Source organism: Pseudomonas xionganensis, from assembly GCF_009763245.1.
Taxonomy (GTDB): Bacteria; Pseudomonadota; Gammaproteobacteria; order Pseudomonadales; family Pseudomonadaceae; genus Aquipseudomonas; species Aquipseudomonas xionganensis.
On the sequence record NZ_WKJZ01000004.1, the window covers coordinates 78,212 to 103,253 of the forward strand.

At 62.2% G+C, this 25,042-nt stretch carries 19 protein-coding genes and 3 tRNA genes; 15 read left to right on the top strand and 7 right to left on the bottom strand.

Features of this window, described 5'->3' with window-relative positions; genetic code table 11:
* Positions 1-109: 109 nt before the first annotated feature.
* Entirely contained in the window at positions 110-1,825 is a 1,716-nt protein-coding gene (locus GJV18_RS17420) for a DEAD/DEAH box helicase (protein WP_178113470.1), read from the top strand.
* Positions 1,826-2,147: 322 nt separating this feature from the next.
* Here the strand turns inward: GJV18_RS17420 and GJV18_RS17425 are convergent, their stop codons facing one another.
* Together GJV18_RS17425 and GJV18_RS17430 are read right to left on the bottom strand one after the other, a co-directional pair.
* Positions 2,148-2,948 carry an OmpA/MotB family protein gene (locus tag GJV18_RS17425; protein WP_160347759.1) on the bottom strand — a complete coding sequence of 267 codons (801 nt, stop codon included), beginning with the start codon at positions 2,946-2,948 and terminating at the stop codon, positions 2,148-2,150.
* A gap of 9 nt (positions 2,949-2,957) precedes the next feature.
* Positions 2,958-3,761, bottom strand: coding sequence for a motility protein A (locus GJV18_RS17430; RefSeq protein ID WP_160347760.1), 804 nt, complete (start codon positions 3,759-3,761; stop codon positions 2,958-2,960).
* A gap of 212 nt (positions 3,762-3,973) precedes the next feature.
* Here GJV18_RS17430 and GJV18_RS17435 point away from each other — a divergent pair, with 212 nt between their 5' ends.
* On the top strand, positions 3,974-5,026 hold the full coding sequence (locus tag GJV18_RS17435) for a cyclic nucleotide-binding domain-containing protein (protein WP_160347761.1): 1,053 nt from the start codon (positions 3,974-3,976) through the stop codon (positions 5,024-5,026).
* 126 nt (positions 5,027-5,152) lie between these two features.
* Here the strand turns inward: GJV18_RS17435 and cysB are convergent, their stop codons facing one another.
* Positions 5,153-6,127 carry an HTH-type transcriptional regulator CysB gene (gene cysB, locus GJV18_RS17440; protein ID WP_160347762.1) on the bottom strand — a complete coding sequence of 325 codons (975 nt, stop codon included), beginning with the start codon at positions 6,125-6,127 and terminating at the stop codon, positions 5,153-5,155.
* A 113-nt stretch (positions 6,128-6,240) separates the two neighbouring features.
* Entirely contained in the window at positions 6,241-6,741 is a 501-nt protein-coding gene (locus tag GJV18_RS17445) for a universal stress protein (RefSeq protein WP_160347763.1), read from the bottom strand.
* 224 nt (positions 6,742-6,965) lie between these two features.
* On the opposite strand from GJV18_RS17445, the gene GJV18_RS17450 reads away from it, so the two are divergent.
* Complete coding sequence (locus GJV18_RS17450) at positions 6,966-8,870, top strand: putative bifunctional diguanylate cyclase/phosphodiesterase (protein ID WP_160347764.1); 1,905 nt, start codon at positions 6,966-6,968, stop codon at positions 8,868-8,870.
* 7 nt (positions 8,871-8,877) lie between these two features.
* On the opposite strand, the gene GJV18_RS17455 is transcribed toward GJV18_RS17450, so the two are convergent.
* Positions 8,878-9,288 (bottom strand): PA2817 family protein, encoded by a 411-nt coding sequence (locus GJV18_RS17455; protein ID WP_160347765.1) that lies wholly within the window; start codon positions 9,286-9,288, stop codon positions 8,878-8,880.
* A 221-nt stretch (positions 9,289-9,509) separates the two neighbouring features.
* Entirely contained in the window at positions 9,510-11,957 is a 2,448-nt protein-coding gene (locus GJV18_RS17460) for an acyl-CoA dehydrogenase (protein ID WP_160347766.1), read from the bottom strand.
* A gap of 150 nt (positions 11,958-12,107) precedes the next feature.
* Here GJV18_RS17460 and GJV18_RS17465 point away from each other — a divergent pair, with 150 nt between their 5' ends.
* The 6 genes from GJV18_RS17465 (at position 12,108) to GJV18_RS17490 (ending at position 19,846) form a co-directional block, all read left to right on the top strand.
* The gene (locus tag GJV18_RS17465) at positions 12,108-12,776 is read left to right on the top strand and encodes a transglutaminase-like domain-containing protein (protein WP_160347767.1); all 669 of its coding nucleotides are present in this window, start codon (positions 12,108-12,110) and stop codon (positions 12,774-12,776) included.
* 243 nt (positions 12,777-13,019) lie between these two features.
* Positions 13,020-13,952 carry an ABC transporter ATP-binding protein gene (locus GJV18_RS17470; protein ID WP_160347768.1) on the top strand — a complete coding sequence of 311 codons (933 nt, stop codon included), beginning with the start codon at positions 13,020-13,022 and terminating at the stop codon, positions 13,950-13,952.
* An 11-nt stretch (positions 13,953-13,963) separates the two neighbouring features.
* Complete coding sequence (locus tag GJV18_RS17475) at positions 13,964-14,743, top strand: ABC transporter permease (RefSeq protein WP_160347827.1); 780 nt, start codon at positions 13,964-13,966, stop codon at positions 14,741-14,743.
* A gap of 83 nt (positions 14,744-14,826) precedes the next feature.
* Positions 14,827-15,858, top strand: coding sequence for an efflux RND transporter periplasmic adaptor subunit (locus GJV18_RS17480; protein ID WP_160347769.1), 1,032 nt, complete (start codon positions 14,827-14,829; stop codon positions 15,856-15,858).
* Positions 15,855-18,923: an efflux RND transporter permease subunit gene (locus GJV18_RS17485; RefSeq protein ID WP_160347770.1), complete on the top strand. Its 3,069-nt coding sequence runs from the start codon at positions 15,855-15,857 to the stop codon at positions 18,921-18,923. Before GJV18_RS17480 ends, GJV18_RS17485 begins: the two co-directional genes overlap by 4 nt.
* Positions 18,924-19,084: 161 nt before the next feature.
* Positions 19,085-19,846 carry an SDR family oxidoreductase gene (locus tag GJV18_RS17490; RefSeq protein ID WP_160347771.1) on the top strand — a complete coding sequence of 254 codons (762 nt, stop codon included), beginning with the start codon at positions 19,085-19,087 and terminating at the stop codon, positions 19,844-19,846.
* Positions 19,847-19,908: 62 nt separating this feature from the next.
* Here GJV18_RS17490 and folD read toward each other — a convergent pair whose 3' ends face one another.
* The gene (gene folD / locus GJV18_RS17495) at positions 19,909-20,763 is read right to left on the bottom strand and encodes a bifunctional methylenetetrahydrofolate dehydrogenase/methenyltetrahydrofolate cyclohydrolase FolD (protein WP_160347772.1); all 855 of its coding nucleotides are present in this window, start codon (positions 20,761-20,763) and stop codon (positions 19,909-19,911) included.
* A 268-nt stretch (positions 20,764-21,031) separates the two neighbouring features.
* Between folD and GJV18_RS17500 the strand changes: the two genes are divergently transcribed.
* From GJV18_RS17500 to clpX, 6 genes are all read left to right on the top strand, one after another.
* A tRNA-Arg gene (locus tag GJV18_RS17500) sits at positions 21,032-21,108 on the top strand.
* Between the two features lie 41 nt (positions 21,109-21,149).
* A tRNA-His gene (locus GJV18_RS17505) sits at positions 21,150-21,225 on the top strand.
* A 54-nt stretch (positions 21,226-21,279) separates the two neighbouring features.
* Positions 21,280-21,364 (top strand) — tRNA-Leu (locus GJV18_RS17510).
* A 128-nt stretch (positions 21,365-21,492) separates the two neighbouring features.
* A complete protein-coding gene (tig, locus tag GJV18_RS17515; protein ID WP_160347773.1) occupies positions 21,493-22,803 on the top strand; it encodes a trigger factor in 1,311 nt (436 codons plus the stop codon).
* A 90-nt stretch (positions 22,804-22,893) separates the two neighbouring features.
* Complete coding sequence (gene clpP / locus GJV18_RS17520; protein WP_160347774.1) at positions 22,894-23,535, top strand: ATP-dependent Clp endopeptidase proteolytic subunit ClpP; 642 nt, start codon at positions 22,894-22,896, stop codon at positions 23,533-23,535.
* A 109-nt stretch (positions 23,536-23,644) separates the two neighbouring features.
* Positions 23,645-24,925 carry an ATP-dependent Clp protease ATP-binding subunit ClpX gene (gene clpX, locus GJV18_RS17525; protein WP_160347775.1) on the top strand — a complete coding sequence of 427 codons (1,281 nt, stop codon included), beginning with the start codon at positions 23,645-23,647 and terminating at the stop codon, positions 24,923-24,925.
* Positions 24,926-25,042: the final 117 nt, after the last annotated feature.

Genomic DNA, 25,042 nt, shown 5'->3' on the forward strand with positions numbered 1-25,042 from the left:
CAGCGGACTATCCTTGACGATTCATTTATCACCACGTTTTCGCAAATCCCCGCCGACATGGCTGCCAGGGTGACTCTCGGGTCTTACACGGCATGCGCAGCTTTGGAACATGGGTCTTTGCGGATGCACTAGAGGCAGACCCATGACCCAGGAAACCGGCGGCTTCGCCGCACTCGGACTCAACCCCAATATTCTCGCTGCACTGACTGCGGTCGGTTACGAAGAACCGTCGCCGATTCAGGCCCAGGCCATTCCCGTGATCCTGTCCGGTCAGGACATGATCGGCCAGGCCCAGACTGGCACCGGCAAGACCGCCGCCTTCGCCCTGCCGATCCTGTCGAAGATCGACCCGGCCAAGCGCGAGCCCCAGGCCCTGATCCTGGCGCCGACCCGCGAGCTGGCCCTGCAGGTGGCCACCGCCTTTGAAACCTATTCCAAGCAGATGCCGGGCCTCAACGTGGTGGCCGTATACGGCGGCGCGCCCATGGGTCCGCAGCTGAAAGCCATTCGTCAGGGCGCGCAAGTTATCGTCGCCACCCCGGGCCGTCTGGTTGACCACCTGCGTCGCGACGAGAAAGTGCTGTCGACCATCCAGTACCTGGTACTCGACGAAGCCGACGAAATGCTCAAACTGGGCTTTATGGATGACCTCGAAGTGATCTTCGAAGCCATGCCGGCCAGCCGTCAGAGCGTGCTGTTCTCCGCCACGCTGCCGCACTCGATTCGCGCCATCGCCGAGAAACACCTGCGTGAGCCGCAACATATCAAGATCGCTTCCAAGACCCAGACCGTCACGGCCATCGAGCAGGCGCACCTGATGGTGCATGCCGACCAGAAGCACGCCGCCGTGCTGCGTCTGCTCGAAGTGGAAGACTTCGACGCCCTGATCGGCTTCGTGCGCACCAAGCAGGCCACCCTGGACCTGGCCGCCGCTCTGGAAGCCAAGGGCTACAAGGCTGCCGCCCTGAACGGCGATATCGCCCAGAACCAGCGTGAGCGGGTGATCGACTCGCTGAAAGATGGCCGTCTGGATATCGTCATCGCCACCGACGTGGCCGCCCGGGGTCTGGACGTACCGCGCATCACCCACGTGATGAACGTGGACATGCCCTATGACCCGGAATCCTACGTTCACCGTATCGGTCGTACCGGCCGCGCCGGGCGTACCGGTCGTGCCCTGCTGCTGGTGACGCCGCGTGAGCGCCGCATGCTGCAGGTGATCGAGCGGGTTACCGGGCAGAAGGTCGGTGAGGTCAAGCTGCCGAACTCGCAGCAGGTGCTGGATGCGCGCATCAAGAAACTGACCAACAGCCTGGCGCCGCTGGTGGCCGATGCCGAAGCCAGCCATGGCGATCTGCTCGACCGTCTGACCGCCGATATCGGCTGCAGCCCCCGTGCCCTGGCCGCCGCCCTGCTGCGCAAGGCCACCAATGGTCAGGCCCTGACCCTGGCCGAAGTGGAGCGCGACCAGCCGTTGGTGCCTGGTAGCGGTGCGGCCCGTCCGCGTGGTGATCGTCCCGAGCGCAGTGACCGTCCCGAGCGTGATGGCCCGCGTGAACGTCGCGCGCCGCTGCCCCTGGCCGAAGGCCGGGCCCGTTGCCGCACCGCCCTGGGTGCCCGCGACGGCATCGCGGCGAAGAACCTGCTGGGCGCCATCCTCAACGAGGGCGGCCTGGCCCGGGATGACATCGGTCGTATCCAGGTGCGTGAAAGCTTCAGCCTGGTGGAGCTGCCGGAAGACGGCCTCGACCGCCTGCTGGGCAAGCTGAAAGACACCCGCGTTGGTGGCAAGCCGCTCAAGCTGCGTCGCTATCGCGAAGATTGATCGGCTGCGCTGATTAATCAAAAGCCCCCGCAGTGTCGTGCTGCGGGGGCTTTTTGTTGGCTCTGTATCAATCATGTGTTGCATAAAGTGCAGGATCAGGCCTGCCTATAGGTAGGGTGCGCTGTGCGCGCCACATTTGGTCGCGCAATACCGGTGCGCACGGCGCACCCTACGGATCCAGCCCTGCCTAAGTTCAGTGGAACTGAGCGAACGCAACAGGCTATTGGGACATAACCTTTTTCTTGTCTGCGGCTCTGCGCTTGCCGGGCTGCCAATCGGTTTGCTGGCGATCTGCTGTGCATGATCGCCGGCGCGTCGCGCATCAGGGCGCAGACTTCTCCAGGATCAGCTCCACCCGGCGGTTTTGCGCGCGGCCTGCGGCTGTGTCGTTATCGACCAGGGGCTGGGTATCGGCATGGCCGACGGCGCTCAGGCGCGTACTGGGAATGCCATTGGCCTCCAGGTAGCGCACCACGCTGCCGGCCCGGGCGCCGGACAGCTCCCAGTTGGAGGGATAGCGCAGGCTGCGGATGGGGCGGTTGTCGGTATGCCCGGCAATGGTCAGGCGATGTTCGCTGCTGCGCAGCACCGGCAACAGCTGGCGCAGCACGGCCAGGCCCTCCAGGCTCAGTTCGGCCTGGGCCGGGGCGAAGATGATCTCGCTGCTGATCCGGAAGCTGACGCTCTGCTCGTTGACGATGACTTCGATATCCTGACCCAGGCCGCTGGTATCCAGCCCGGCCAGCGGGTCGCTGGCGGCCTCCTCGGGCAGGCTGTCGAGCGGGGCGGGCAGGGGCGGTTCGATAAAACGCAGCGGCTCCGGGCGCTCGCTCAGCAGCGGACTGCTGGCCGCTGGGGCATGGTCATCGGCCTTGCCGGCGAAGGCCAGCATCACCACCAGCATCACCAGCAGCAGGGTGAGCATGTCCAGGTAGACAGTCAGCCAGCCATCTTCCTCGCTGTTTTCAAACACCGCATGGCTGGCCTGCTGACGGCGCAGCTGGTGCTGTGTGGCGTCACCAGCGCGCTGCGCCCGCTGCAGCTGCAACTGCAGAACCTGCACCTGTTGCTCCAGCTGGCGGTTGGCGCGGCGCTGCTCGTCGGCATCCTGATGCTCGGACATGCTTGGGCCTCAGCGTTGCAGGGCGGCGGGCTTGCCCTTGCGCCCGTCGTTGATCTCGTCCTGGTAGTGGGCCATGAACGAGTTGAGGGTTTCGCGCATCAGGGCCGGGCTGCGCTTGCGGTTCATCATGGAAATGCCCTGCATGATGGTGTTCATCAGCGCCACCCGCTCTTCGGTGCGCCGCTCCAGTTTCACCGCCACCGGCTTGAACAGCAGGTTGGCCAGCAGTACGCCGTAGAAGGTGGTCATCAGGGCGATGGCCATCTGTTGGCCGATGCTGGTCATATCGCCGTCGCCGAGCAGGAACATCAGGTTGACCAGGCCGACCAGGGTGCCGACCATGCCGAAGGCCGGGGCGTAGGTGGCCATCACGCGGAACAGCTGGGCCTCGGCGTGCTCGCGGGCGCGCAGGCGGGCGATGCGCCACTGCAGCAGGTCCATCACGTCTTCCTCGGGAGTCATGTCCACCACCAGCTGTGCACCGGTTTTCAGGAAGGGGTTGGCGACATTGTCCAGGGCGCGTTCCACGGCCTTGAGATCACCGGCCATCCACAGGCGTGACAGGCTCACCAGCTCCTCGATGTCCTTGCGCGCATACAGGCGCTCGTTACGCAGCACCGTGCCGAGCAGGCCGAAGATACGCAGCACTTCGCGCAGCGGGTAGCTGATAAAGGTGGCGGCCATGGTGCCGAACAGCACGATGCCCAGGCCCGGCAGGTTGATAAACAGGGCCGGATCTTCGGTGGAAAACAGCAGAACGGTAGCGAGCAGCATGATGCCAACGAGCATGCCGATCAGCGTGGAGGGATTCATGCAGGCTCCTTACGGGTTGTGGTCTTCATCAGCGTTTGCGTGCGGCCGTGACTGGCTCTGAGCTGCCGGCAGTGTAATGGATAGTGGCCAGGTGGGCACAGCAGACGAAATGACCTACCCAGGATGGCACTGTGCAACTAGGGTAAGACTGTGGGTTGCGCATGCCTGAGTCCTTGCTCGGCGCGCCACCCGGTTACGCAAGAGGTATTGCCATGAGCACGCCACGTCTGACCCTGGAGCTGTTGCTGCGCTTCAGCCCTTTCGATTTTCTTTCACCCACCTATCAGCAGCAGGTACTGGATGCCCTGCAGTATGTGCAGCGCAAGGCCGGCACCCGTTTGTTTCAGCGCGGGGAGAAATCCCTGGCGCTGTATTACCTGCTTGAAGGCAAGGTGGGCGTGGGCGAGGAGGGCGCGCGCAAGCCCATGCTGAGCGGCAGTCTGGAGGCCTGTCATGCCCTCAATGAGGCCCAGCCCCAGGCGCAGACGGTGGTGGCACTCAGCGATGTGACCCTGTTCGCCATCGAGCGTGGCCTGCTGGAGCGTTTGCTGAACTGGAGCCAGAGTGCCAGCTACGGGGTGGTCAGCCTGGAGCAGGAAGATGAGCAGGGTCACGATGACTGGCTCGCCTTGCTGCTGCGCTCCCCCCTGTTTGGTCGCTTGCCGCCCTCCCATCTGCATCGTCTGTTGGCTCACTTCGACTATGTCGAGGTCAAGGCCGGTGATGCGGTGGTGCGTTATGGCGAGCCGGGTGAGCATTTCTATGTACTCAAGCACGGTCGCGCAGCGGTGACCCTGCCGGCGGTGTATCAGCAGCAGGTGTTGCAGGAATTGCAGGCTGGCGATTATTTCGGCGAGGAGGCCCTGGTCAGCGGGGCGGTACGCTCGGCCACTGTGACCATGCTTGAAGACGGTGAGCTGGCGCGCCTGCCCCGGGAGCTGTTTGTCGAATTGGTGCACCCCAGCCTGATTCCCCAGGTCAGCACCGCACAGCTCAAGGACATGATCAAGAACAGCCAGCGCCAGTTCCTGCTGCTGGATGTGCGCCTGCCGGTGGAGTACCGCCTGGGCCACCAGCTGGGCAGCATCAGTCTGCCGGTGGCCAATCTGCGCACCCATGCCGAAAGCCTGGAGCGCGACACCCTGTATGCCGTGACCAGCGAGGGCGGGATACGCAGCGAGCTGGCCGTGCACCTGCTCAATCAGCTGGGTTTCGAGGCCTATCTGCTCAGCGATCCGGACGACCAGCCCACGGCGGCGGCCTGAGTCGGGCACGGTCAAAGGTCCGGGTATTGCGCAGGTAAGCAAGGTCTGCAGGGTGCGCCGCGCGCACCCACTTGAGTAGTGCGCCGCTGTTGCGCATGGCGCCCCTCAGATTGCCGTGGTGGACCGTCAGTGCACGGGCAGTTCCACGCCTTCAAACAGTTCTTCCAGCTCCATCTTGGTATGACACTGCACGGCCTTGGCCAGTACCTCGCGGGTCAGGTGCGGGGCGAACTGCTCGATAAAGTCGCACATAAAGCCGCGCAGGAAGGTGCCGCGACGGAAGCCGATCTTGGTTACGCTGGCCTCGAACAGCTGGCTGGCATCCAGCACCACCAGATCCGGGTCGAGCCTGGGGTCCACCGCCATCTTGGCCACGATGCCCACGCCCAGGCCCAGGCGCACATAGGTCTTGATCACGTCGGCATCGGCGGCGGTGAATACCACCTTGGGGGTCAGACCGCGCTGGTTGAAGGCTTCGTCCAGCTTGGAGCGGCCGGTAAAGCCGAACACATAGGTGACGATGGCGTATTCGGCCAGGGCTTCCAGGGTGAGTTTGGGCAGCTTGGTCAGGGGGTGGCCCTGGGGCACCACCACGCAGCGGTTCCAGCGGTAGCAGGGCATCATGATCAGGTCGTTGAACAGCTCCAGGCCTTCGGTGGCGATGGCGAAATCCACCGTGCCGTCGGCTGCCATCTCGGCGATCTGCATGGGGGTGCCCTGGTGCATGTGCAGGGAAACGTCCGGGTACTGCTTGATAAAGGCGCTGATCACCGGGGGCAGGGCGTAGCGTGCCTGGGTGTGGGTGGTGGCGATGGACAGGGTGCCCTTTTTCTCGTTGGAGAACTCCTGGGCGATCTGCTTGATGCTTTCGACCTTGCGCAGGATCTCCCCGGCGGTATTGATGATGCGCTCGCCGGCCGGGGTGACGCGGGTCAGGTGCTTGCCGCTGCGGGCGAAGACTTCCACGCCCAGCTCGTCTTCCAGCAGACGAATCTGCTTACTGATGCCCGGCTGCGAGGTGTAGAGGCTCTGTGCGGTGGCGGAGACGTTGAGGTCGTGATGCGCAACTTCCCAGATGTAGCGCAATTGCTGAAGCTTCATAGAAATCCCTCAAAGCAGATAGGCGGCCGTTCAGATTACCGGCGTTGTTATATAACCATCTTCATTGGTTGAGCAGTAAATTTAGATCAAAAATCAAAGTTTGCAGTTCCTCCTCATGGCTCGGCGCGACCGCGATGCTGCAACATCGGCACCAGATACACCGGAACCTCGGACAGTTGCACCAGCCTTGAGGCGGTGCGTCCCAGGGGGATATCCATATCGGTGCCATGGCTGTGGCTGCCCAGTACCAGCAAATCAACCCCCAATTGCTGCGCCTCATCGAGAATGACCAGAGGCGGATCGCCCTGCACCACGCGCACCGCACGGATCAGCTGCAGGTCCTGGCAGGTTTCGCCGATTTCATCGCGAAAGCCTTCCAGCACCCGTTGCTCGATACTGGCCATGACTGTGCTCAGGCCGTTTCTACGCAGCTCCTTGAGTCGCTCCTCATCCAGATAGGTCTGCAGCACCGATTCGGCGAACAGCCCCATGGGCTCCACGGCATGCACCACATAGAGATTGGCATTGAAGGCGCGCGTCAGGGCCAATGCGTGTTGCAGCACATAAGGCGCGTACAGCCCCAGGTCGGTTGCATAGAGAATCGAGCGGATCATCCGGCCTCCTTGACTGCCTGACGGGCGGGCCTGATTTGAGCTTAGCAGCGCCAACCATAAGTCCAAGTCGCCGCGGGTTTTGAGGACGAATGGTTATATATGCAGGTGCTCTGGCTGCCGTACGGCGGACACGCTTGCCGCTGTCCCCGGCATTCGTTAGCGTTAACCATCCAGAGTGAGACTTGGCTCACGCTGCAGCTGTTTTGTCAGGGAAGTGACCGGGTATGGCGCAGGATCGAAGCCTACAAGTGCAGGATGAGTTGAACGATCCGCTGGAGCATCGCCTGAAGGCGCGGCGTCTGCTGCAGATCGCCAATGTGCTGTTCGGGGTGCTGCTGCTGATCGGCGCACAGTCCCTGCTGGCCGGGCACTGGCTCAATACGTCCCTGGTGGCGGCCGCCTTGCTGCTGGTGGCCCTGGGGCGCTACCTGAACCGACGAGGCGCGGTGACGGCTTCGATCAACCTGGTGATCTGCTCGCTGACGGCGCTGGTGACGCTGTCGCTGTGGTTCAGTCAGGGGCTGTACAGCGGCGGCCTGTTGGCTTACCCGGCGATCCTGATTGTGACCGGCATGGTGGCCGGGTTGCGCCTGTTTATTGCGGTGCTGCTGAGCATGCTGCTGGCGGTGGCCCTGATGACCTACGCCGCCCTGAGTGGCCTGCAGAGCTTCGAGCCCCTGCCGCTGGGGCTGGGGCGGATGTTCAATGTCAGCAGTATTCTCCTGGTGTGCGCCGCGGCGGTGTGGCTGTTGGCCAGTGACTTGCGCAAGACCCTGCTGCGCCTGCGCCGTGAGATCCGCCGGGTGCAGCAGTCCGAGGCCAACTTTGCCCACCTGGCCCAGCACGATGCCCTGACCAACTTACCCAATCGGGTCTTGATCCGCGACCGTATGGAGCAGGCCATCGCCCAGGCGCGGCGTTACCAGAAGCGGGTGGCGCTGTTGTTTCTCGATCTGGACAACTTCAAGACCATCAACGACAGCCTCGGCCATGGCACTGGCGACGAATTGCTCAAGGCCGTGGCCCAGCGCCTGCAGGCCAGTGTGCGTGACATGGACAGCGTCAGTCGTCTGGGCGGCGATGAGTTTCTGATCGTGGTGGCCGATGTCGACAGCCTGGCGGCGGTTTCCGCCGTGGCGCGGCAGGTGCAGGAGAAACTGGCTCATCCCTTTGTGCTCAAGGGCATGCAGGTGGTCAGCACGCTGTCGATCGGCATTGCCCTGTATCCGGAGGACGGCGAGGACTTCGACACCCTGCTCAAACATGCCGACGTAGCCATGTACCAGGCCAAATCCTCGGGGCGTAACGCCTTCTGTTTTTTCGATGCCCAGCTCAATGACGCCAGCCATGAACGCCTGACTCTGGAGCTGGATCTGCGTCAGGCCCTCAGGCGCAATGAGTTGCTGCTGCATTATCAGCCGATTGTCGAACTGGCCAGCGGTCGCCTGCTGGCCGTTGAGGCACTGATCCGCTGGCGGCATCCGCTGCAGGGCATGATTGGTCCGGAGCGCTTTATTCCTCTGGCCGAGCAGAGTGGCCTGATCGTCGAGATCGGCGAATGGGTGCTGCAGGAGGCCTGCCGCCAGGCCATGCTCTGGCAGGCCGCCGGGTTAATGCCTTTCGTGGTGTCGGTGAACCTGTCGGCGGTGCAGTTCCGCCGGGGGGATATGGAGGCCCTGGTGCGCAAGGTGCTCGGCTCTACGGGGTTGCCGGCCGAACGTCTGGAACTGGAGTTGACCGAGTCGATCCTGCTGCAGGATTCCCAGGCCTTTATCGACCTGCTGGGTCGCCTCAAGGCCTTGGGCGTGGGGCTGTCCATCGATGATTTCGGCACCGGCTATTCCAGCCTGGCCTACCTGCAGCGCTTTCAGGTGAACAAGCTGAAGATCGATCAGTCATTTGTGCGCAACCTGCAGGGCAATCCGCAGGATCAGGCCATCGTCACCGCCATTATCCAGATGGCCAAGAGCCTGCAGCTGTTGACCACCGCCGAAGGCATCGAGGATGAAACGACTCGCGCGCTGTTGGCAGGGCTGGGCTGTGATCAGGGACAGGGCTATCTGTTTGCCGAACCCCTGACGGCCCAGGCGCTGGCAGCCTTTGCCCAGCGGCAGATGCTCGCGGTGTAACGCCTAATCAGTGCGTGCCGCCCTGGGTGGGCATGGCCAGCAGCTGCTTTTCCTGGTTCCAGTCGAAGGGTTCGCCGTCTTCCTCGGCCTGGAAGCGGCGCTCGTCGAGCAGCTGGTACATCGCGATTTCTTCGTCGGGCATATAGTGCAGGCAGTCGCCGCCAAAGAACCACAGCAGGTCACGGGGGATCAGGTGGGCGATCTGCGGGTAGCGCTGGAAGATCTGGCTGATCAGGTCCTGACCCAGGTACAGGCTGCTGTCAGGGGCATTGGGCAGATCCGCCAGCAGTTCGTCATAGCGCTCGATAAACATGGCATGGCTGTCATCGAGAATCTGCTCGGCCTCACCCAGGGCCACCAGGATGGTACGCAAGTGGTTGAGCAGGGCGAGGTGGTGGTCGATGTGGGCGTTGGCCATGGGGCTGTCCTGTAGGTAAAACGGGCGCGCAAGTATAAGGCTCGCGTCGCCCGCTGTCCTGTCTGCATGCTGTGGCTTAACAGACCGTTGAAAAATGTAGGCGAGGCAGGCAAGACAAGGCAAAAAGGGCCGAGGGAGCGGAGTTTACTGGCTGTAAATGAGCATCCCGAGGCCGTTTTTAACGCAGTATTGCCAACGCAGGTAGTTTTCCAGCGGCGCTGTTAGCGTACCTTGCCGGCGGCCAGGCTCAATTCCTCCTTGCTGAAGTCATCGACATCGATCACCACCCGCCGCGCCGCTTCGGCCTGTTGCAGGCTATGGGCCTCATCGGCGCTGAGAACATTCGCAGCCAGGGCGGCTTCGATCAGGCCTTGCCCAGGCAGTGCCTGCACCTGGCCGGACCTGACGGCTTGCTGCAGTTTTTTCTGCAGCGGCTGCGCCTCGCCCAGCAGGGTGATCGCATGCTGCAGGGCACCCACCGGGTCCTGTTCACCCTGCGGGCGGTAGCAGCCTTCAAGCAGTACCTCCAGCGCCGGGTCGCCGCTGTTGCGGCCGATAATGCCGGCCACTGCGGCGTCCAGCTCATCGCTGGGGCCTTTATGACGACGGCCCAGGGGCAAGACCAGCAGGCGCAGGGCGCAGCCGAGCGCTTTGTTGGGGAAGTTGCCGAGCAGCTCTTCCAGGGCCTGTACGGCCTTGCCCAGGCTTTCTTCCACGGCCCAGCGCAGCAGGGGCTGGGCATATTCCGGGTAGCCAAGGTCGTGGTAGCGCTTGAGCGCCGCCGAGGCCAGATAGAGGTGGCTGAGCACATCACCGAGGCGTGCGGACAGGCGCTCGCGACGTTTCAGTTCGCCGCCCAGCAGCATCATGCTGGTGTCGGCAAGCAGAGCAAAGGCCGCGGCCAGGCGATTAAGGGCGCGGAAATAGGGGCGGCTGATGCGGTCTCCCGGCACCTGGCTGAAGACGCCCAGGCCGAGGCCGAGGACCAGGCTGCTGGCGGCGTTGCTCACGGCAAAACCGATATGTTGCAGCAGTAGGTCATCGAATTCCTGCAGCGCCTGGTCCTGGTCTTCGTGATCGGCCAGGGCCATTTCCTTGAGCACATAGGGGTGGCAGCGAATCGCGCCCTGACCAAAGATCATCAGGTTGCGCGAGAGGATATTGGCCCCCTCCACGGTGATAAAGATCGGCGCACCCTGCCAGGAACGGGCCAGGTAGTTGTTGGGGCCCATGACGATGCCCTTGCCACCGTGCACGTCCATGGCGTGGCTGATGCATTCGCGACCGCGCTCGGTGAGGTGGTATTTGAGAATGGCCGAGAGCACCGAGGGCTTTTCGCCCAGGTCCACCGCATTGGCGGTGAGGATGCGCGCACTGTCCATCAGCCAGGCGTTGCCGCCGATACGTGCCAGGGCCTCCTGAATCCCTTCGAAGGCGGCCAGCGGTACGTTGAACTGCTCGCGGATCTGGCTGTACTGGCCACTGGTCAGGCTGGTGAACTTGGCCGCTCCCGTGCCGACTGCCGGCAGGGAGATGGAGCGGCCCACGGATAGGCAGTTCATTAGCATCATCCAGCCCTTGCCGAGCATCTCCTGGCCGCCGATCAGGTAATCCAGGGGAATAAACACGTCCTTGCCGGTGTTGGGGCCGTTCATAAAGGCCGCGCCAAGCGGCAGGTGGCGCCGGCCGATTTCCACTCCCGGGGTGTCGGTGGGTACCAGGGCCAGGCTGATGCCCAGGTCTTCTTCTTCGCCCAGCAGGTGCTCGGGGTCGTAAGCCTTGAAGGCCAGGCCGAGCAGGGTGGAGACCGGGCCCAGGGTGATATAGCGCTTCTCCCAATTCAGGCGCAGACCGATCACTTCCTTGCCTTGCCACTGGCCCTTGCAGACGATGCCGGTGTCCGGCATGGCGCCGGCATCGGAGCCGGCTAGAGGGCCGGTAAGGGCGAAGCAGGGGATGTCTTCACCGCGGGCCAGGCGCGGCAGGTAGTGGTCGCGCTGCGCTTCGGTGCCGTAGTGCAGCAGCAGTTCGGCCGGGCCGAGGGAGTTGGGCACCATCACGGTGGAGGCCAGGTCGCCCGAGCGGGTGGCCAGCTTCATCGCCACCTGGGAATGGGCGTAGGCGGAAAAGCCCTTGCCGCCGTACTGCTTGGGAATGATCAGGGCGAAGAAGCCATGTTCCTTGATATGCGCCCAGGCCTCGGCGGGCAGGTCCATCTGCTGGCCGATCTGCCAGTCGCTGACCATGGCGCAGAGGGCTTCGGTGGGGCCGTCGATAAAGGCCTGCTCTTCCTCGGTGAGTTGCGCCTTGGGGTAGGCCAGCAGGATGTCCCAATCCGGACGGCCGCTGAACAGCTCGCCATCCCACCACACGGTGCCCGCTTCGATGGCGTCGCGCTCGGTGGCCGACATCGGCGGCAGCACCCGCTTGAACCAGGCAAACAAGGGGGCGCTGAACAGGCGGCGGCGCTGTTCCGGCAGGGCCAGGGGCAGGGCCACGGCCAGCAGGACCAGCCAGAACAGGGCCATCAGCCAGACGGGCGGGTGGCTGAAGCTGCCCATCAGCAGCAGGTAGCCGGCTGTCACGCCGAGGACGGTCCAGGGGGCCATACGGCGGTGGGCCAGGTAGGCCACGCCAAGAAGCAGAACGAGTAACCAGATAACGAGCATGTGAATCCTCCGTGATGACAGGGTGCGGGTGCGCCCCGATTAAGCGTAGTCGCCATGGCTGGCGGCAAGCGCGCCAAACTTGGCCGAATCGTCGTGACATGGCCCTGTTCCACGCCCTTAGACTGCAAACACAGTCATGGAGGAAGTCTGATGCGTGAATACCTCGAACCCGGGCGCTTCATCGATAGTGACCACCCCGCGCTGGTGGAGTTCGCCGAGCGTGCCCGTGGGCGCAGCCGCGATCCACGTCAGCAGGCCATCTGCCTGTACCAGGCCGTGCGCGATGAGATTCGCTACAACCCCTACGCTTTTAGCCGCGATCCCCTGAGCCTAAAGGCCAGCCAGGCACTGCTGGACGGGGAGAGCTACTGCGTGCCCAAGGCCAATCTGCTGGCCGCCTGCGCCCGCCATTGCGGCATCCCGGCGCGGATCGGTCTGGCCGATGTGCGCAATCACCTGTCCACCCCACGCTTGCTGGAGCTGCTGCGCAGTGAGGTGTTCGCCATGCATGGCTATACCGAGCTGTACCTGCATGGGCGCTGGGTCAAGGCCACGCCGGCCTTCAACACGGCGCTGTGCCGGGTGTTCAAGGTGGCGCCGCTGGAGTTCGACGGCATCCATGACAGTGTCTTTCACCCCTATAACGCGCAGGGCGAGCGTTATATGGAGTACCTGCAGGATCATGGTCAGTTCGCCGATCTGCCCGAGTCGCTGTTCTTCGGCCATTTGGCGCGTTGCTATCCCCATCTGTTTGCCGAGGGGGCGCCGCTGCTGATGGGGGACTTCCGAGGCGAAGCCGGTGAGGCGATGGCGCCCTAGCTGAATCGAAGGCGTTTGCCCTGGGGCTGGCGAGAGTGGCGCCATTGAGCGCTGTATTGATGCATTCGATAGGCACCATCGAGATGCCGGGGTTTTAACTTTCGCTGGCGCTGGTAGGCTGCGCACTCTGTTTTTGCCCGTTATGCAGCCCGGCCGGGCAAGACGCTAGACTGCCATCGCCGCGCGCCGTCTTTGCTGGTGCGCGTGACGCTTCACATTTTCCAATCAGGTGCGCCCATCTTTATGAGTACCGCTCTGTCCATTCGCCAGTTGAGCAAAACCTACGACAACGGATTCCAAGCCCTGCACGGCATCGACCTGGATGTGGCCGAGGGCGATTTCTTCGCCTTGCTTGGCCCCAATGGCGCCGGCAAGTCCACCACCATCGGCATTCTTTCCACCCTGGTGCGCAAGAGTGGCGGCACGGTCAATGTGTTCGGCCATGACCTGGACCGTGAGCCGGCGGCGCTCAAACGCTGCCTGGGCGTGGTGCCTCAGGAATTCAACTTCAACCAATTCGAGAAGGCCTTCGATATCGTCGTGACCCAGGCCGGTTACTACGGCATCCCGGCGCGTATTGCCCGCGAGCGGGCCGAGCAGTACCTGACCCAGCTGGGCTTGTGGGACAAGCGCGATGTACCGTCGCGGGAATTGTCCGGCGGCATGAAGCGGCGTCTGATGATCGCCCGCGCCCTGGTGCATCAGCCGCGCCTGCTGATCCTCGACGAGCCCACTGCCGGGGTGGATATCGAACTGCGCCGCTCGATGTGGAGCTTTCTCACCGAGCTCAACCAGCAGGGCATCACCATCATCCTCACCACCCACTACCTGGAAGAGGCCGAGCAGCTGTGCCGCAATATCGGCATCATCGATCACGGCCGCATCGTCGAAAACACCAGCATGAAAGACCTGCTGAAGAAGCTGCATGTGGAAACCTTCCTGCTCGACCTCAAGGAGTCGCAGCTGGTGGCGCCTCAGTTGACCGGTTACCCGGCGCGGCTGATGGATCACCACACCCTGGAGGTGCAGGTGGAAAAGAGCCAGGGCGTGACCGAGCTGTTCCGCCAGCTGGCGCAGCAGAAGATCGAGGTGCTCAGCCTGCGTAACAAGACCAACCGCCTGGAGGAGCTGTTTGTCTCCCTGGTGGAAAAGAACCTGGCCAAGGGGGCGCAATGAACACGACCTATCTGAACAGCGAGCTGGCGGCCAACTGGGTGGCATTGCGCACCATCGTGCGCCGCGAGGTGCGCCGCTTTACCCGCATCTGGCCGCAGACCCTGCTGCCGCCGGCCATCACCATGGTTCTGTACTTCATCATCTTCGGCAACCTGATCGGCCGGCAGATCGGTGATATGGGTGGTTTCACCTATATGGAGTACATCGTGCCGGGGCTGATCATGATGTCGGTGATCACCAACAGCTATGGCAACGTGGTGTCGAGCTTCTTCGGCAGCAAGTTCCAGCGCAATATCGAGGAGCTGCTGGTGGCGCCGGTATCGCCCCATATCATCCTCACCGGCTATGTCATCGGCGGTGTGCTGCGCGGGCTGGCGGTGGGCTTTATCGTGACCTTGCTGTCGTTGTTCTTCACCAAGCTCTCGGTGCATCACCTGGGCGTGACGGTGCTGGTGGTGTTGCTGACCGCCACCATCTTCTCCATGGGCGGTTTTATCAATGCGGTGTTCGCGCGCAGCTTCGATGACATCTCGATCATTCCGACCTTCGTGCTGACGCCGCTGACCTACCTGGGTGGGGTGTTCTATTCCATCACCCTGTTGCCGCCGCTGTGGCAGACGGTGTCGATGGGCAACCCCATCCTGCATATGGTCAATGCCTTCCGCTACGGCATTCTTGGCGTCTCCGATATCCGTATCGGGGTGGCCATCGGCTTTATGCTGTTGGCGGCTGCACTGCTGTATGGCGTGTGCATTCGCCTGTTGGTCAGTGGTCGCGGCATGCGTCAGTAGCAAACATCAGGAAATACTTTGCGCGGCTGATCGGGCTGTCCAGGTCGTTAGACTCAGCTTCTACAGGATCATGGGAGTTGTATATGTTTGTCCGTTCAACTGCGCTCTGGCTGACGCCTCTGGCGCTGCTGGCCAGTCTGTGTTCTTCCTTCGCCCTGGCCCAGGGGCCCATGGTGGAAGTGGTTCAGGTGCAGCGGCAGCTGGTGCGTGATGAACTGATCACCTTCGGCTCTTTGGCCTCCGATGAGTCGGTGATGATTCGTCCGGAAATCGCCGGACGCCTGGCGCGCTTGCATTTTCGCGAGGGCCAGCGGGTCGAGGAGGGCGCCTTGCTGGTCAGCCTGGACGATTCCATCAGCCGCGCCGAACTGGCCCAGGCCCAGGCCAACCTGAACCTGGCGGAAAAGAACTTTCAGCGCGCGCAGATGCTGTTCAAGCGCGGTGCCAGCAATGCCCAGGCCCTGGACGAGGCCAGCGCCCAGCAGCAGGCGGCCCGCGCCACCCTGGCGTTGTCCCAGGCGCGTCTGGACAAAACGCAGATTGTCGCGCCCTACGCGGGCGTGCTGGGGCTGCGTCAGGTCAGCCCAGGCGATTACCTGAGCGAAGGCCAGGATATCGTCAACCTGGAAGTCCTTGATCCGCTGAAAGTCGATTTTCGTATTCCGCAGAAGGCCGTCAGCCAGATCCGTCTGGGGCAAGCCATCGAGATCAGCCTGGATGCCTACCCGGGGGAGCGTTTTGTCGGTGAGATCTTCGCCATCAACCCGCGCCTGGATGAAGCCGGGCGCAGCCAGGCCATCCGTGCCCATATTGATAATGCCGATGGCCGCCTGAATCCCGGGCAGTTTGTCAGGGTGTCGGTGATTCTCGCCGAGCGGGCCAATGCCCTGGTCATCCCGGAAGAAGCGGTGATGCCGGTCGGTGAGCAGTTGCTGGTCAATCTGGTGGTCGATGGCCAGGTCGAGCTGCGCGAGGTCAGGCTGGGCAAGCGTTTCGACGGCCAGGTCGAGGTGCGAGAGGGGCTGAATGGCGATGAAAGCGTGATCAGCGCCGGCTGGCAGAAGGTGCGCGCCGGCATGCCCGTGCGCACCAAGGCGGTGGAGCGCCAGCCATGACCCTGTCGGACATCTGCATCCGCCGGCCGGTGTTCGCCACCGTGCTGTCGCTGATCGTGGTGTTGCTCGGGCTGATGGCCTACGACCGCCTGAGTGTGCGCGAATACCCCAATATCGATGTGCCTATCGTCACGGTCAACGTCACCTATCCCGGTGCCAGTCCGGAGATCATGGAATCCCAGGTGGCGCAGCCGGTGGAGGATGTGCTGTCGGGGATCGAGGGGCTGGATTTCGTCACCTCCATCAGTCGCAGCGAAAACACCCAGATCACCGCCCAGTTCCGCCTGGGCAGCAACTCCGATGAGGCCGCCAACGATGTGCGCGACCGCCTGGGGCGGGTACGTGGCCTGCTCCCGGAGGAGATTCGCGAGCCCATCGTGCAAAAGGTCGAGGCCGATGCGCAGCCGGTGATCTGGATCGCCTTCTACAGCGACCGCTACAGCTCCATGGAAATTACCGATGTGCTGGAGCGGGTGATCAAGGATCGCCTGCAGACCATTCCCGGCGTTTCCGAGGTGCAGATCCGCGGTGGGCGCACCTACGCCATGCGCATCTGGCTGGATCCGGAAAAGCTGGCCGCCCATAACCTGACGGTGCAGGACGTGGAAGACGCCCTGCGCCGGCAGAACGTGGAAATCCCCGCCGGGCGCATCGAGTCCCGCGAGCGTGAATTTACTGTGCTCTCGGAAACCGATCTGAATACCCCGCAGCAGTTCAACGAGCTGATTCTCGATGACAGCCGCGGCTACCTGTTGCGCCTGGCCGATGTCGGTTATGCCGAGATCGGTCCCCGTGACGAGCGCAGCATCGTGCGTTTCAAGGGGCTGCCAGCCGTGTCCATGGGGGTGATCAAGCAGGCCACGGCCAACCCCCTGGAAATCTCCGATGGCCTGGAAGCCGCCATGCCCGATGTTCGTGCCCTGCTGCCAGAAGGCATCGAGATGCAGGTGGCCAACGACAACTCGCTGTTTATCCGCGAGTCCATCGACAACGTCTTTATCACCATCTGGGAAGCGGTGGCGCTGGTCATCCTGATTATCTTTATCTTCCTGCGCTCACTGCGCGCCACCCTGATTCCCCTGGTGACCATCCCGGTCTCGCTGATCGGCGCCTTCGCCCTGATGAGCCTGATGGGCTTTACCATCAATACCCTGACGCTGCTGGCCATGGTGTTGGCCATCGGTCTGGTGGTGGACGATGCGATTGTCATGCTGGAGAACATTCACCGGCATATCGAAGAGGGCATGGCGCCGCTGCAGGCGGCGCTCAAGGGCAGCCGCGAGATCGCCTTCGCGGTCATCGCCATGACCCTGACCCTGGCTGCGGTGTTTGCCCCCATCGGCTTTATGCAAGGCACCACCGGCAAGCTGTTTACCGAGTTCGCCTGGACCCTGGCCGGGGCGGTGCTGGTGTCGGGCTTTGTCGCCCTGACCCTGACCCCGATGATGTGCGCGGTGATGCTCAAGCCCCACCAAACCGGTGCACAGCACAGCAAGGTGTACAACCTGATCGAGGGTTTTCTCGAGCGCATCACCCTGGGCTACAAGCATGGCCTGGCGCGCGCCCTGAGTGCCTGGCCGCTGGTGCTTGGCGTGTTGCTGCTGGCTTTTGTGCTGTGCGCCTGGCTGTTCAGCGGCCTCAAGTCGGAGCTGGCGCCCACCGAGGACACCGGCACCATAGTTGGGGTATTCAGTGGGCCTGATGGTGCCACCATCAACTACACCGGGCGCTATGCCAGGGAACTCGAAGCCGCTTACGCCAGTATCCCGGAAACCAATCGCTACATGGTGATTGCCGGCTTCCCCACGGTGGCCCAGGGCATCTCCTTTATGAAACTGGAGGACTGGGGCGATCGCAGTCGCAGCCAGTTCGAAATCCGTAACGAGCTGCTGCCCAAGTTCCAGGAAATCGCCGGGGTGCGTGCCTTTCCGGTCAACCGCCCGCCCCTGGGGCAGAGTGCGCGCAACCAGCCGGTGAACTTCGTGATCCGTTCCTCCATGGAATATACCGAGCTGCAGGGCTATGTCGATGAGCTGCTGAACAGGGTGCGCGAGTATCCGGGGCTGGAAAGCCTGGACAGCGACCTGAAGCTCAACTCGCCCCAGCTCAAGGTCGCGGTCAATCGCGAGCAGGCAGTGGCGGTGGGCTCGGATGTGGCCACCATCGGCCGCAGCCTGGAGAGCCTGTTTGGCAGCCGCCAGGTGACCCGTTTCAAGCAGAATGGCGAGCAGTACGATGTGATGGTGCAGCTGCAGGATGTCGACCGCAGCAACCCGCAGGATCTGGACCGGGTCTATGTGCGCGGGCGTGACGGGGAGATGGTGCAGTTGTCCAACCTGATCGAGGTACGCGAAACCGTGGCGCCCCGTGAACTCAATCACTTCAACCAGCTGCGCGCGGTAACCATCAGCGCCAACGTGGGCGCCGGCTACACCCTGGGCGAGGCTCTGGAGTATCTGGAAAATGCGGCCCGCGAGGTGTTCCCGCCGGATACCCAGTATGACTTCACCGGTACCTCGCGGGATTTCAAGGAGTCCAGTGCCGGAGTGGCGTTGATCTTCGCCCTGGCCCTGGCCTTTATCTTCCTGGTGCTGGCTGCGCAGTTCGAGAGCTTCAGCGACCCGCTGATCATCCTGTTCAGTGTGCCGCTGTCCATGGCTGGCGCCCTGCTGGCCCTGAGCCTGTTCGGTGGCACCTTGAATATCTACTCGCAGATTGGTCTGGTGACCCTGATCGGTCTGATCACCAAACACGGCATCCTGATCGTCGAGTTCGCCAACGTGCTGGTGCGTCAGGGCCATGAGCTGCGCAGTGCAGTGATCGATGCTTCGGTGCAGCGCCTGCGGCCGATTCTGATGACCACCGGGGCCATGGTGCTGGGCTCGCTGCCCCTGGCCATTGCCACCGGTGCCGGTGCCGAAAGCCGCCAGCAGATTGGTCTGGTGATCGTTGGCGGCCTGCTGGTGGGCACCTTCTTCACCCTGTTCGTGATTCCCACCCTTTATATGTTGCTGCGTCGCTGGCGGCCCATGAGGTTGCCGGTGGGCGAGGTGGCCGAGGCCTGAGTGGGGTGGTTGGTGGGATGCTGAATTGATCTTGCTGATTGGTCAGGTTGGGTTTAATCACTGGGGTCAATCAATCCATCACTGGCAGCCTGATAGTGCTGCCGTTCATCTTTGCGCCTGGCTAGACTCGCTGCAGTTTCCAATCCTGTGAGGATATGCAGATGAGCTTGAGCTTCTCCGGCCGTGTGGCCCTGGTGACTGGCGGCGCTGCCGGCATTGGTCGGGCCACGGCCCTGGCCTTCGCCCAGGAAGGCCTGCAGGTGGTGGTTTCCGATGTCGACGTGCAGGGCGGTGAAGGCACCGTCGCGCTGATCCGCGAGGCCGGTGGCGAGGCCCTGTTCGTGCGTTGCGACGTGACCCGCGAGGCCGAGGTCAAGGTGTTGATGGAGCGAACCCTGGGTGCCTACGGCCGCCTGGACTATGCCTTCAACAATGCCGGTATCGAGATCGAGAAAGGCAGGCTGGCCGAAGGCAGTGAGGCCGAGTTCGACGCCATCATGGGCGTCAACGTCAAGGGCGTGTGGTTGTGCATGAAGCACCAGATCCCGCTGCTGCTGGCCCAGGGCGGTGGCGCCATCGTCAATACCGCCTCGGTGGCCGGGCTGATGGCGGCGCCGAAGATGAGCATCTACGCCGCCTCCAAGCATGCGGTGATCGGCCTGACCAAATCCGCGGCTGTCGAATATGCGAAGAAAAAGGTGCGGGTCAACGCGGTCTGCCCGGCAGTGATCGACACCGATATGTTCCGCCGCGCCTATGAGGCCGACCCGAAGAAGGGCGAGTTCGCCGCCGCCATGCACCCGGTGGGGCGTATCGGCAAGGTCGAGGAAATCGCCGCGGCGGTGCTCTATCTGTGCTGCGATGCGGCAGGCTTTACCACCGGTCATTCGCTGGTGGTCGATGGCGGCGCCACGGTGATCTGATTGCTGCTTGCCCAATAGCAAAAGGCCCCGACACTGTCGGGGCCTTTTTGCATGGATGCTGCTTATGGATGCAGATGCTCGGCGGCATGCAGGGTGTTTTCCAGCAGGCCGGCCCGGGTCATGGGGCCGACGCCACCCGGAACCGGGGTGATCCAGCTGGCGCGGGGCAGGGCGGCTTCGAAGGTCACGTCGCCCACCAGCTTGCCGTCGGCCTGGCGGTTGATGCCCACGTCGATGACGATGGCGCCCGGCTTGATCCACTCGCCCTTGACCAGCCCCGGCTTGCCGGCAGCGACCACGACGATATCGGCTTGACCCACATGGGTCGGCAGATCCTTGGTGAAGCGGTGGGTCACGGTGACGGTGCAGCCGGCCAGCAGCAGTTCCATGGCCATGGGCCGGCCGACGATATTGGAAGCGCCAACCACCACCGCATGCATGCCGTACAGGTCGGCGCCAGTGCTCTGCAGCAGGGTCATGATGCCCTTGGGGGTGCAGGGGCGCAGCAGCGGCATGCGTTGGGCCAGGCGCCCGATGTTGTAGGGGTGGAAACCGTCCACGTCCTTGTCCGGGCGGATGCGCTCCAGCAGCAGGGAGGCGTCCAGGTGCTCAGGCAGGGGCAGTTGCACCAGAATGCCGTCGATGCTCGGCTCGTCGTTGAGGCGATCAATCAGTGCCATCAGCTCGTCCTGGCTGGTGTCGGCCGGCAGGTCATAGGCCTCGGAGAGAAAGCCGACTTCTTCGCAATCTTTGCGCTTGTGCGAAACATAAACCTGCGAGGCCGGGTCGCTGCCCACCAGGATGACAGCCAAGCCCGGCACGCGCAGGCCTTGTTCGCGCCTCTCGGCGACACGTTGGGCAATCTGCTGGCGAAGCTTGGCGGCAATCGCTTTGCCGTCGATCAGTTGTGCGGTCATTGCGCTTGGTTAACCATAAGAAAGGATGGAAAAAGGTCGCGTATTCTCGCATGGCCATGCGGTGGGGCAAAGGCGGGTGCCGCTGTTTTCCTGTAACTCCTTTATATCGCTGAATTTTTTTAACTTTTTCTGTTGACGGGTGTTTGTCGCCTCTATAACATTCGCCCCGCTTGTCGAGCACAGCCAGGCGCTGGGTAAGACGGCAAAGCAGGAATCGCAAGGTTCTCGCCAAGCCGAAAGCTTTAAGTCTGCGCTTGCAGATGGATAGGCGCCCGTAGCTCAGCTGGATAGAGCATCCGCCTTCTAAGCGGATGGTCGCAGGTTCGAGTCCTGCCGGGCGTGCCACTTGGCAGCTAGGCACAAGCAACTGCAACACATGCAATATGGTGGGCGTAGCTCAGTTGGTAGAGCACAGGATTGTGGCTCCTGGTGTCGTGGGTTCGATTCCCATCGTCCACCCCATATTCCAGAACGCCAGGCCCAAGGCCTGGCGTTTTTGTTTCAAAGCCTGACCACGCGGACGTGGTGAAATTGGTAGACACACCAGATTTAGGTTCTGGCGCCGCAAGGTGTGAGAGTTCGAGTCTCTCCGTCCGCACCATCTTTTAGCTTCCCTCCGTTTGCTGCCTTCTTAGCAGGGTGACTTCTGCAAATCGACCCTCTAGAATGCATGCCCTTGATTCGGGGCCGGCAAACGGTCGGCTTATGTCTGTGCAACGAGGAATATCCATGCAAGTTTCTGTTGAAAGCACTTCTGCTCTTGAGCGCCGTATGATCGTAGGCGTTCCTGTTGAGCGCATCGAGACTGAAGTCAACAAGCGTCTGCAGCAGACTGCCCGTCGCGCCAAGGTTCCTGGCTTCCGTCCTGGCAAGGTGCCGATGAGCGTCATCCGTCAGCGTTATGAAGATGCTGCGCGCCAGGAAGCCCTGGGTGACCTGATCCAGGCGACCTTCTATGAAGCCGTTGTCGAGCAGAAGCTCAACCCCGCTGGTGCGCCGGCCGTTGAGCCGAAGTCCTTCGAGAAGGGCAAGGATCTGGAATACGTCGCCACTTTCGAAGTGTTCCCCGAGTTCACCGTTGCCGGTTTCGAGTCCATCGCCGTTGAGCGTCTGCAGGCTGAAGTCACCGAGGCCGACGTTGACAACATGCTGGATATCCTGCGCAAGCAGAACACCCGTTTCGAGAATGTTGAGCGTGCCGCCGAAAATGGCGATCAGCTGAACATCGATTTCGTCGGCAAGATCGACGGCGAAGCCTTCGCCGGTGGCAGCGCCAAGGGCACTCAGCTGGTACTGGGTTCCGGTCGCATGATCCCGGGCTTCGAAGACGCCCTGGTCGGTGCCAAGGCCGGTGAAGAGCGGGTGATCAACCCGACTTTCCCCGAGGACTACCAGAACCTGGACCTGGCCGGTAAGACCGCCGAGTTCACCGTGACCGTCAACAGCGTGGCCGCTCCGCAGCTGCCGGAGCTGAATGAAGACTTCTTTGCCCTGTTCGGTGCCAAAGAGGGCGGTCTGGACGGTTTCCGCGCCGAGGTGAAGAAGAACATGGAGCGCGAGCTGCGCCAGGCCATCAAATCTAAGGTCAAGAACCAGGTGATGGACGGTCTGCTAGCAGCTAACCCGATCGAAGTGCCGAAGGCTCTGATCAGCAACGAAGTAAACCGTCTGCGCGTGCAGGCTGTGCAGCAGTTCGGCGGCAACCTCAAGCCTGAGCAGCTGCCGGCAGAACTGTTCGAAGAGCAGGCCAAGCGTCGCGTGGTGTTGGGTCTGGTCGTTGCCGAAGTCGTCAAGCAGGGTGAACTCAAGGCCAACGAAGAGCGCGTGCGCGAGATGATCGAGGAGATGGCCTCGGCTTATCAGGAGCCCGAGCAGGTTGTGGCCTGGTACTACAAGAACGACCAGCAGATGAACGAAGTGCGTTCGGTTGTGCTGGAAGAGCAAGTTGTAGATACTGTTTTGCAGAAGGCCAACGTGACCGATAAAGCGGTCTCTTACGAAGAAGCTGTCAAGCCTGCGCAAGCCCCGCAAGCTGCCTGATTCTTACCTCGTTAGAAGCACGTCATAAGCCAGCCTCCGCGCTGGCTTATGCGTATTTGTGACATGACTATTTAGGGAGCGAGTGCACGCATGTCCCGCAATCCTTTTATGCAGCAAATGCCCGATATCCAAGCCGCTGGCGGCCTGGTGCCCATGGTGATCGAGCAGTCGGCCCGCGGTGAGCGTGCCTACGACATCTATTCGCGCCTGCTCAAGGAGCGGGTGATCTTCCTGATTGGCCCGGTTGAAGACTATATGGCCAACCTGGTGGCCGCTCAGCTGCTGTTCCTCGAAGCGGAAAACCCGGACAAGGATATTCACCTCTATATCAACTCGCCGGGTGGTTCTGTCACTGCCGGGATGTCGATCTACGACACCATGCAGTTCATCAAGCCCGACGTGTCGACCATCTGCATCGGTCAGGCTTGCAGTATGGGCGCCTTGCTCCTGGCTGGCGGCGCCGCCGGCAAGCGTTACTGCCTGCCGCATTCGCGCATGATGATCCACCAGCCTTTGGGTGGCTTCCAGGGTCAGGCTTCGGATATCGAGATTCACGCCCGTGAAATCCTCACCATCCGCGACCGTCTGAACAAGATCCTGGCCGAGCACTGTGGCCAGCCGATCGATGTCATTGCCCGCGATACCGACCGTGACAATTTCATGAGTGGCGAAGAGGCAGTCAAGTACGGCCTGATCGATCAGGTACTGAGCAAGCGCCAACTGGCCAGCTAAGTCGCTCTCGCATGGGGCGCTCGGCGATGTCGAGCCGCCCTGCGGGCTTGAAAATGCCCGCATTTGCCTTCATCTTGTGTTTCAAGCCTACCGGATTTGGATTGATCGAATGACTGACACCCGCAACGGCGAGGATAACGGCAAGCTGCTCTATTGCTCCTTCTGTGGCAAAAGCCAGCACGAAGTACGCAAATTGATTGCCGGCCCCTCGGTCTTTATCTGCGACGAGTGCGTCGACCTGTGCAATGACATCATCCGCGAGGAGGTGCAGGAAGCCCAGGCCGAGAGCACGGCGCACAAATTGCCTGCGCCCAAGGAGATCAGCGCCATCCTCGATCAGTATGTGATCGGTCAGGAGCGGGCGAAGAAAATCCTGGCGGTAGCGGTGTACAACCACTACAAGCGCCTTAACCAGCGCGAAAAGAAAGAAGAGGTTGAACTCGGCAAGAGCAATATTCTGCTGATCGGGCCGACCGGCTCGGGCAAGACCCTGCTGGCTGAAACCCTCGCCCGCCTGCTCAATGTGCCGTTCACCATCGCCGATGCCACTACCCTGACCGAAGCCGGTTATGTGGGGGAGGACGTCGAGAACATCATTCAGAAGCTGTTGCAGAAGTGCGACTACGATGTGGAAAAGGCCCAGATGGGCATCGTCTATATCGACGAGATCGACAAGATCTCGCGCAAGTCGGACAACCCTTCAATTACCCGTGATGTGTCGGGTGAGGGCGTGCAGCAGGCTCTGCTCAAGCTGATCGAAGGCACTGTGGCTTCGGTGCCGCCGCAGGGTGGGCGCAAGCATCCGCAGCAGGAGTTCCTGCAGGTGGATACGCGCAATATCCTGTTTATCTGTGGTGGTGCCTTCTCCGGTCTGGAGAAAGTCATCCAGGGGCGCTCGACCAAGGGCGGCATCGGCTTCAATGCCGAGGTGCGCAGCAAGGAAGAGGGCAAGAAGGTCGGCGAGTCGCTGCGAGCAGTGGAGCCGGATGATCTGGTCAAGTTTGGCCTGATTCCCGAGTTCGTCGGTCGTCTGCCGGTAATCGCCACCCTCGATGAGCTGGATGAAGCGGCGCTGGTGCAGATTCTCTCCGAGCCGAAGAATGCCCTGACCAAGCAGTACGCCAAGCTGTTCGAGATGGAAGGGGTGGAGCTGGAGTTCCGTCCCGATGCCCTCAAGTCTGTGGCGCACAAGGCTCTGGAGCGCAAGACCGGCGCCCGTGGTCTGCGTTCGATTCTTGAAGGTGTGCTGCTCGATACCATGTACGAAATCCCCTCGCAGACCGATGTCAGCAAGGTGGTGATCGATGAGAGCGTGATCGAAGGCAGTTCCAAGCCGTTGCTGATCTATGAGAACAGCGAACCGCCGGCAAAGGCTGCGCCGGACGCCTGATGCGTTCGTAACATGCTGTAAGCAAGGGGCCTGCGGGCCCCTTTGCTTTTCCCGCTGCAATGCTTGTTTTTTGCTTGGGCTGCCCCCATCTTAACGGCAAGGGTCCTCCCAACTGAA

Bases quoted from the DNA above. Each gene is read 5' to 3' on its own strand.
- GJV18_RS17425 (WP_160347759.1), bottom strand. From the start codon at position 2,948: ATGTCCGAGCATCAGGATGCCGACGAGCAGCGCCGCGCCAACCGCCAG.
- GJV18_RS17455 (WP_160347765.1), bottom strand. From the start codon at position 9,288: ATGGCCAACGCCCACATCGACCACCACCTCGCCCTGCTCAACCACTTG.
- tig (WP_160347773.1), top strand. From the start codon at position 21,493: ATGCAAGTTTCTGTTGAAAGCACTTCTGCTCTTGAGCGCCGTATGATC.
- cysB (WP_160347762.1), bottom strand. From the start codon at position 6,127: ATGAAGCTTCAGCAATTGCGCTACATCTGGGAAGTTGCGCATCACGAC.
- GJV18_RS17470 (WP_160347768.1), top strand. From the start codon at position 13,020: ATGAGTACCGCTCTGTCCATTCGCCAGTTGAGCAAAACCTACGACAAC.
- GJV18_RS17460 (WP_160347766.1), bottom strand. From the start codon at position 11,957: ATGCTCGTTATCTGGTTACTCGTTCTGCTTCTTGGCGTGGCCTACCTG.
- GJV18_RS17490 (WP_160347771.1), top strand. From the start codon at position 19,085: ATGAGCTTGAGCTTCTCCGGCCGTGTGGCCCTGGTGACTGGCGGCGCT.
- clpX (WP_160347775.1), top strand. From the start codon at position 23,645: ATGACTGACACCCGCAACGGCGAGGATAACGGCAAGCTGCTCTATTGC.
- GJV18_RS17480 (WP_160347769.1), top strand. From the start codon at position 14,827: ATGTTTGTCCGTTCAACTGCGCTCTGGCTGACGCCTCTGGCGCTGCTG.
- folD (WP_160347772.1), bottom strand. From the start codon at position 20,763: ATGACCGCACAACTGATCGACGGCAAAGCGATTGCCGCCAAGCTTCGC.
- GJV18_RS17430 (WP_160347760.1), bottom strand. From the start codon at position 3,761: ATGAATCCCTCCACGCTGATCGGCATGCTCGTTGGCATCATGCTGCTC.
- GJV18_RS17465 (WP_160347767.1), top strand. From the start codon at position 12,108: ATGCGTGAATACCTCGAACCCGGGCGCTTCATCGATAGTGACCACCCC.
- clpP (WP_160347774.1), top strand. From the start codon at position 22,894: ATGTCCCGCAATCCTTTTATGCAGCAAATGCCCGATATCCAAGCCGCT.
- GJV18_RS17485 (WP_160347770.1), top strand. From the start codon at position 15,855: ATGACCCTGTCGGACATCTGCATCCGCCGGCCGGTGTTCGCCACCGTG.
- GJV18_RS17420 (WP_178113470.1), top strand. From the start codon at position 110: ATGGGTCTTTGCGGATGCACTAGAGGCAGACCCATGACCCAGGAAACC.
- GJV18_RS17435 (WP_160347761.1), top strand. From the start codon at position 3,974: ATGAGCACGCCACGTCTGACCCTGGAGCTGTTGCTGCGCTTCAGCCCT.
- GJV18_RS17450 (WP_160347764.1), top strand. From the start codon at position 6,966: ATGGCGCAGGATCGAAGCCTACAAGTGCAGGATGAGTTGAACGATCCG.
- GJV18_RS17445 (WP_160347763.1), bottom strand. From the start codon at position 6,741: ATGATCCGCTCGATTCTCTATGCAACCGACCTGGGGCTGTACGCGCCT.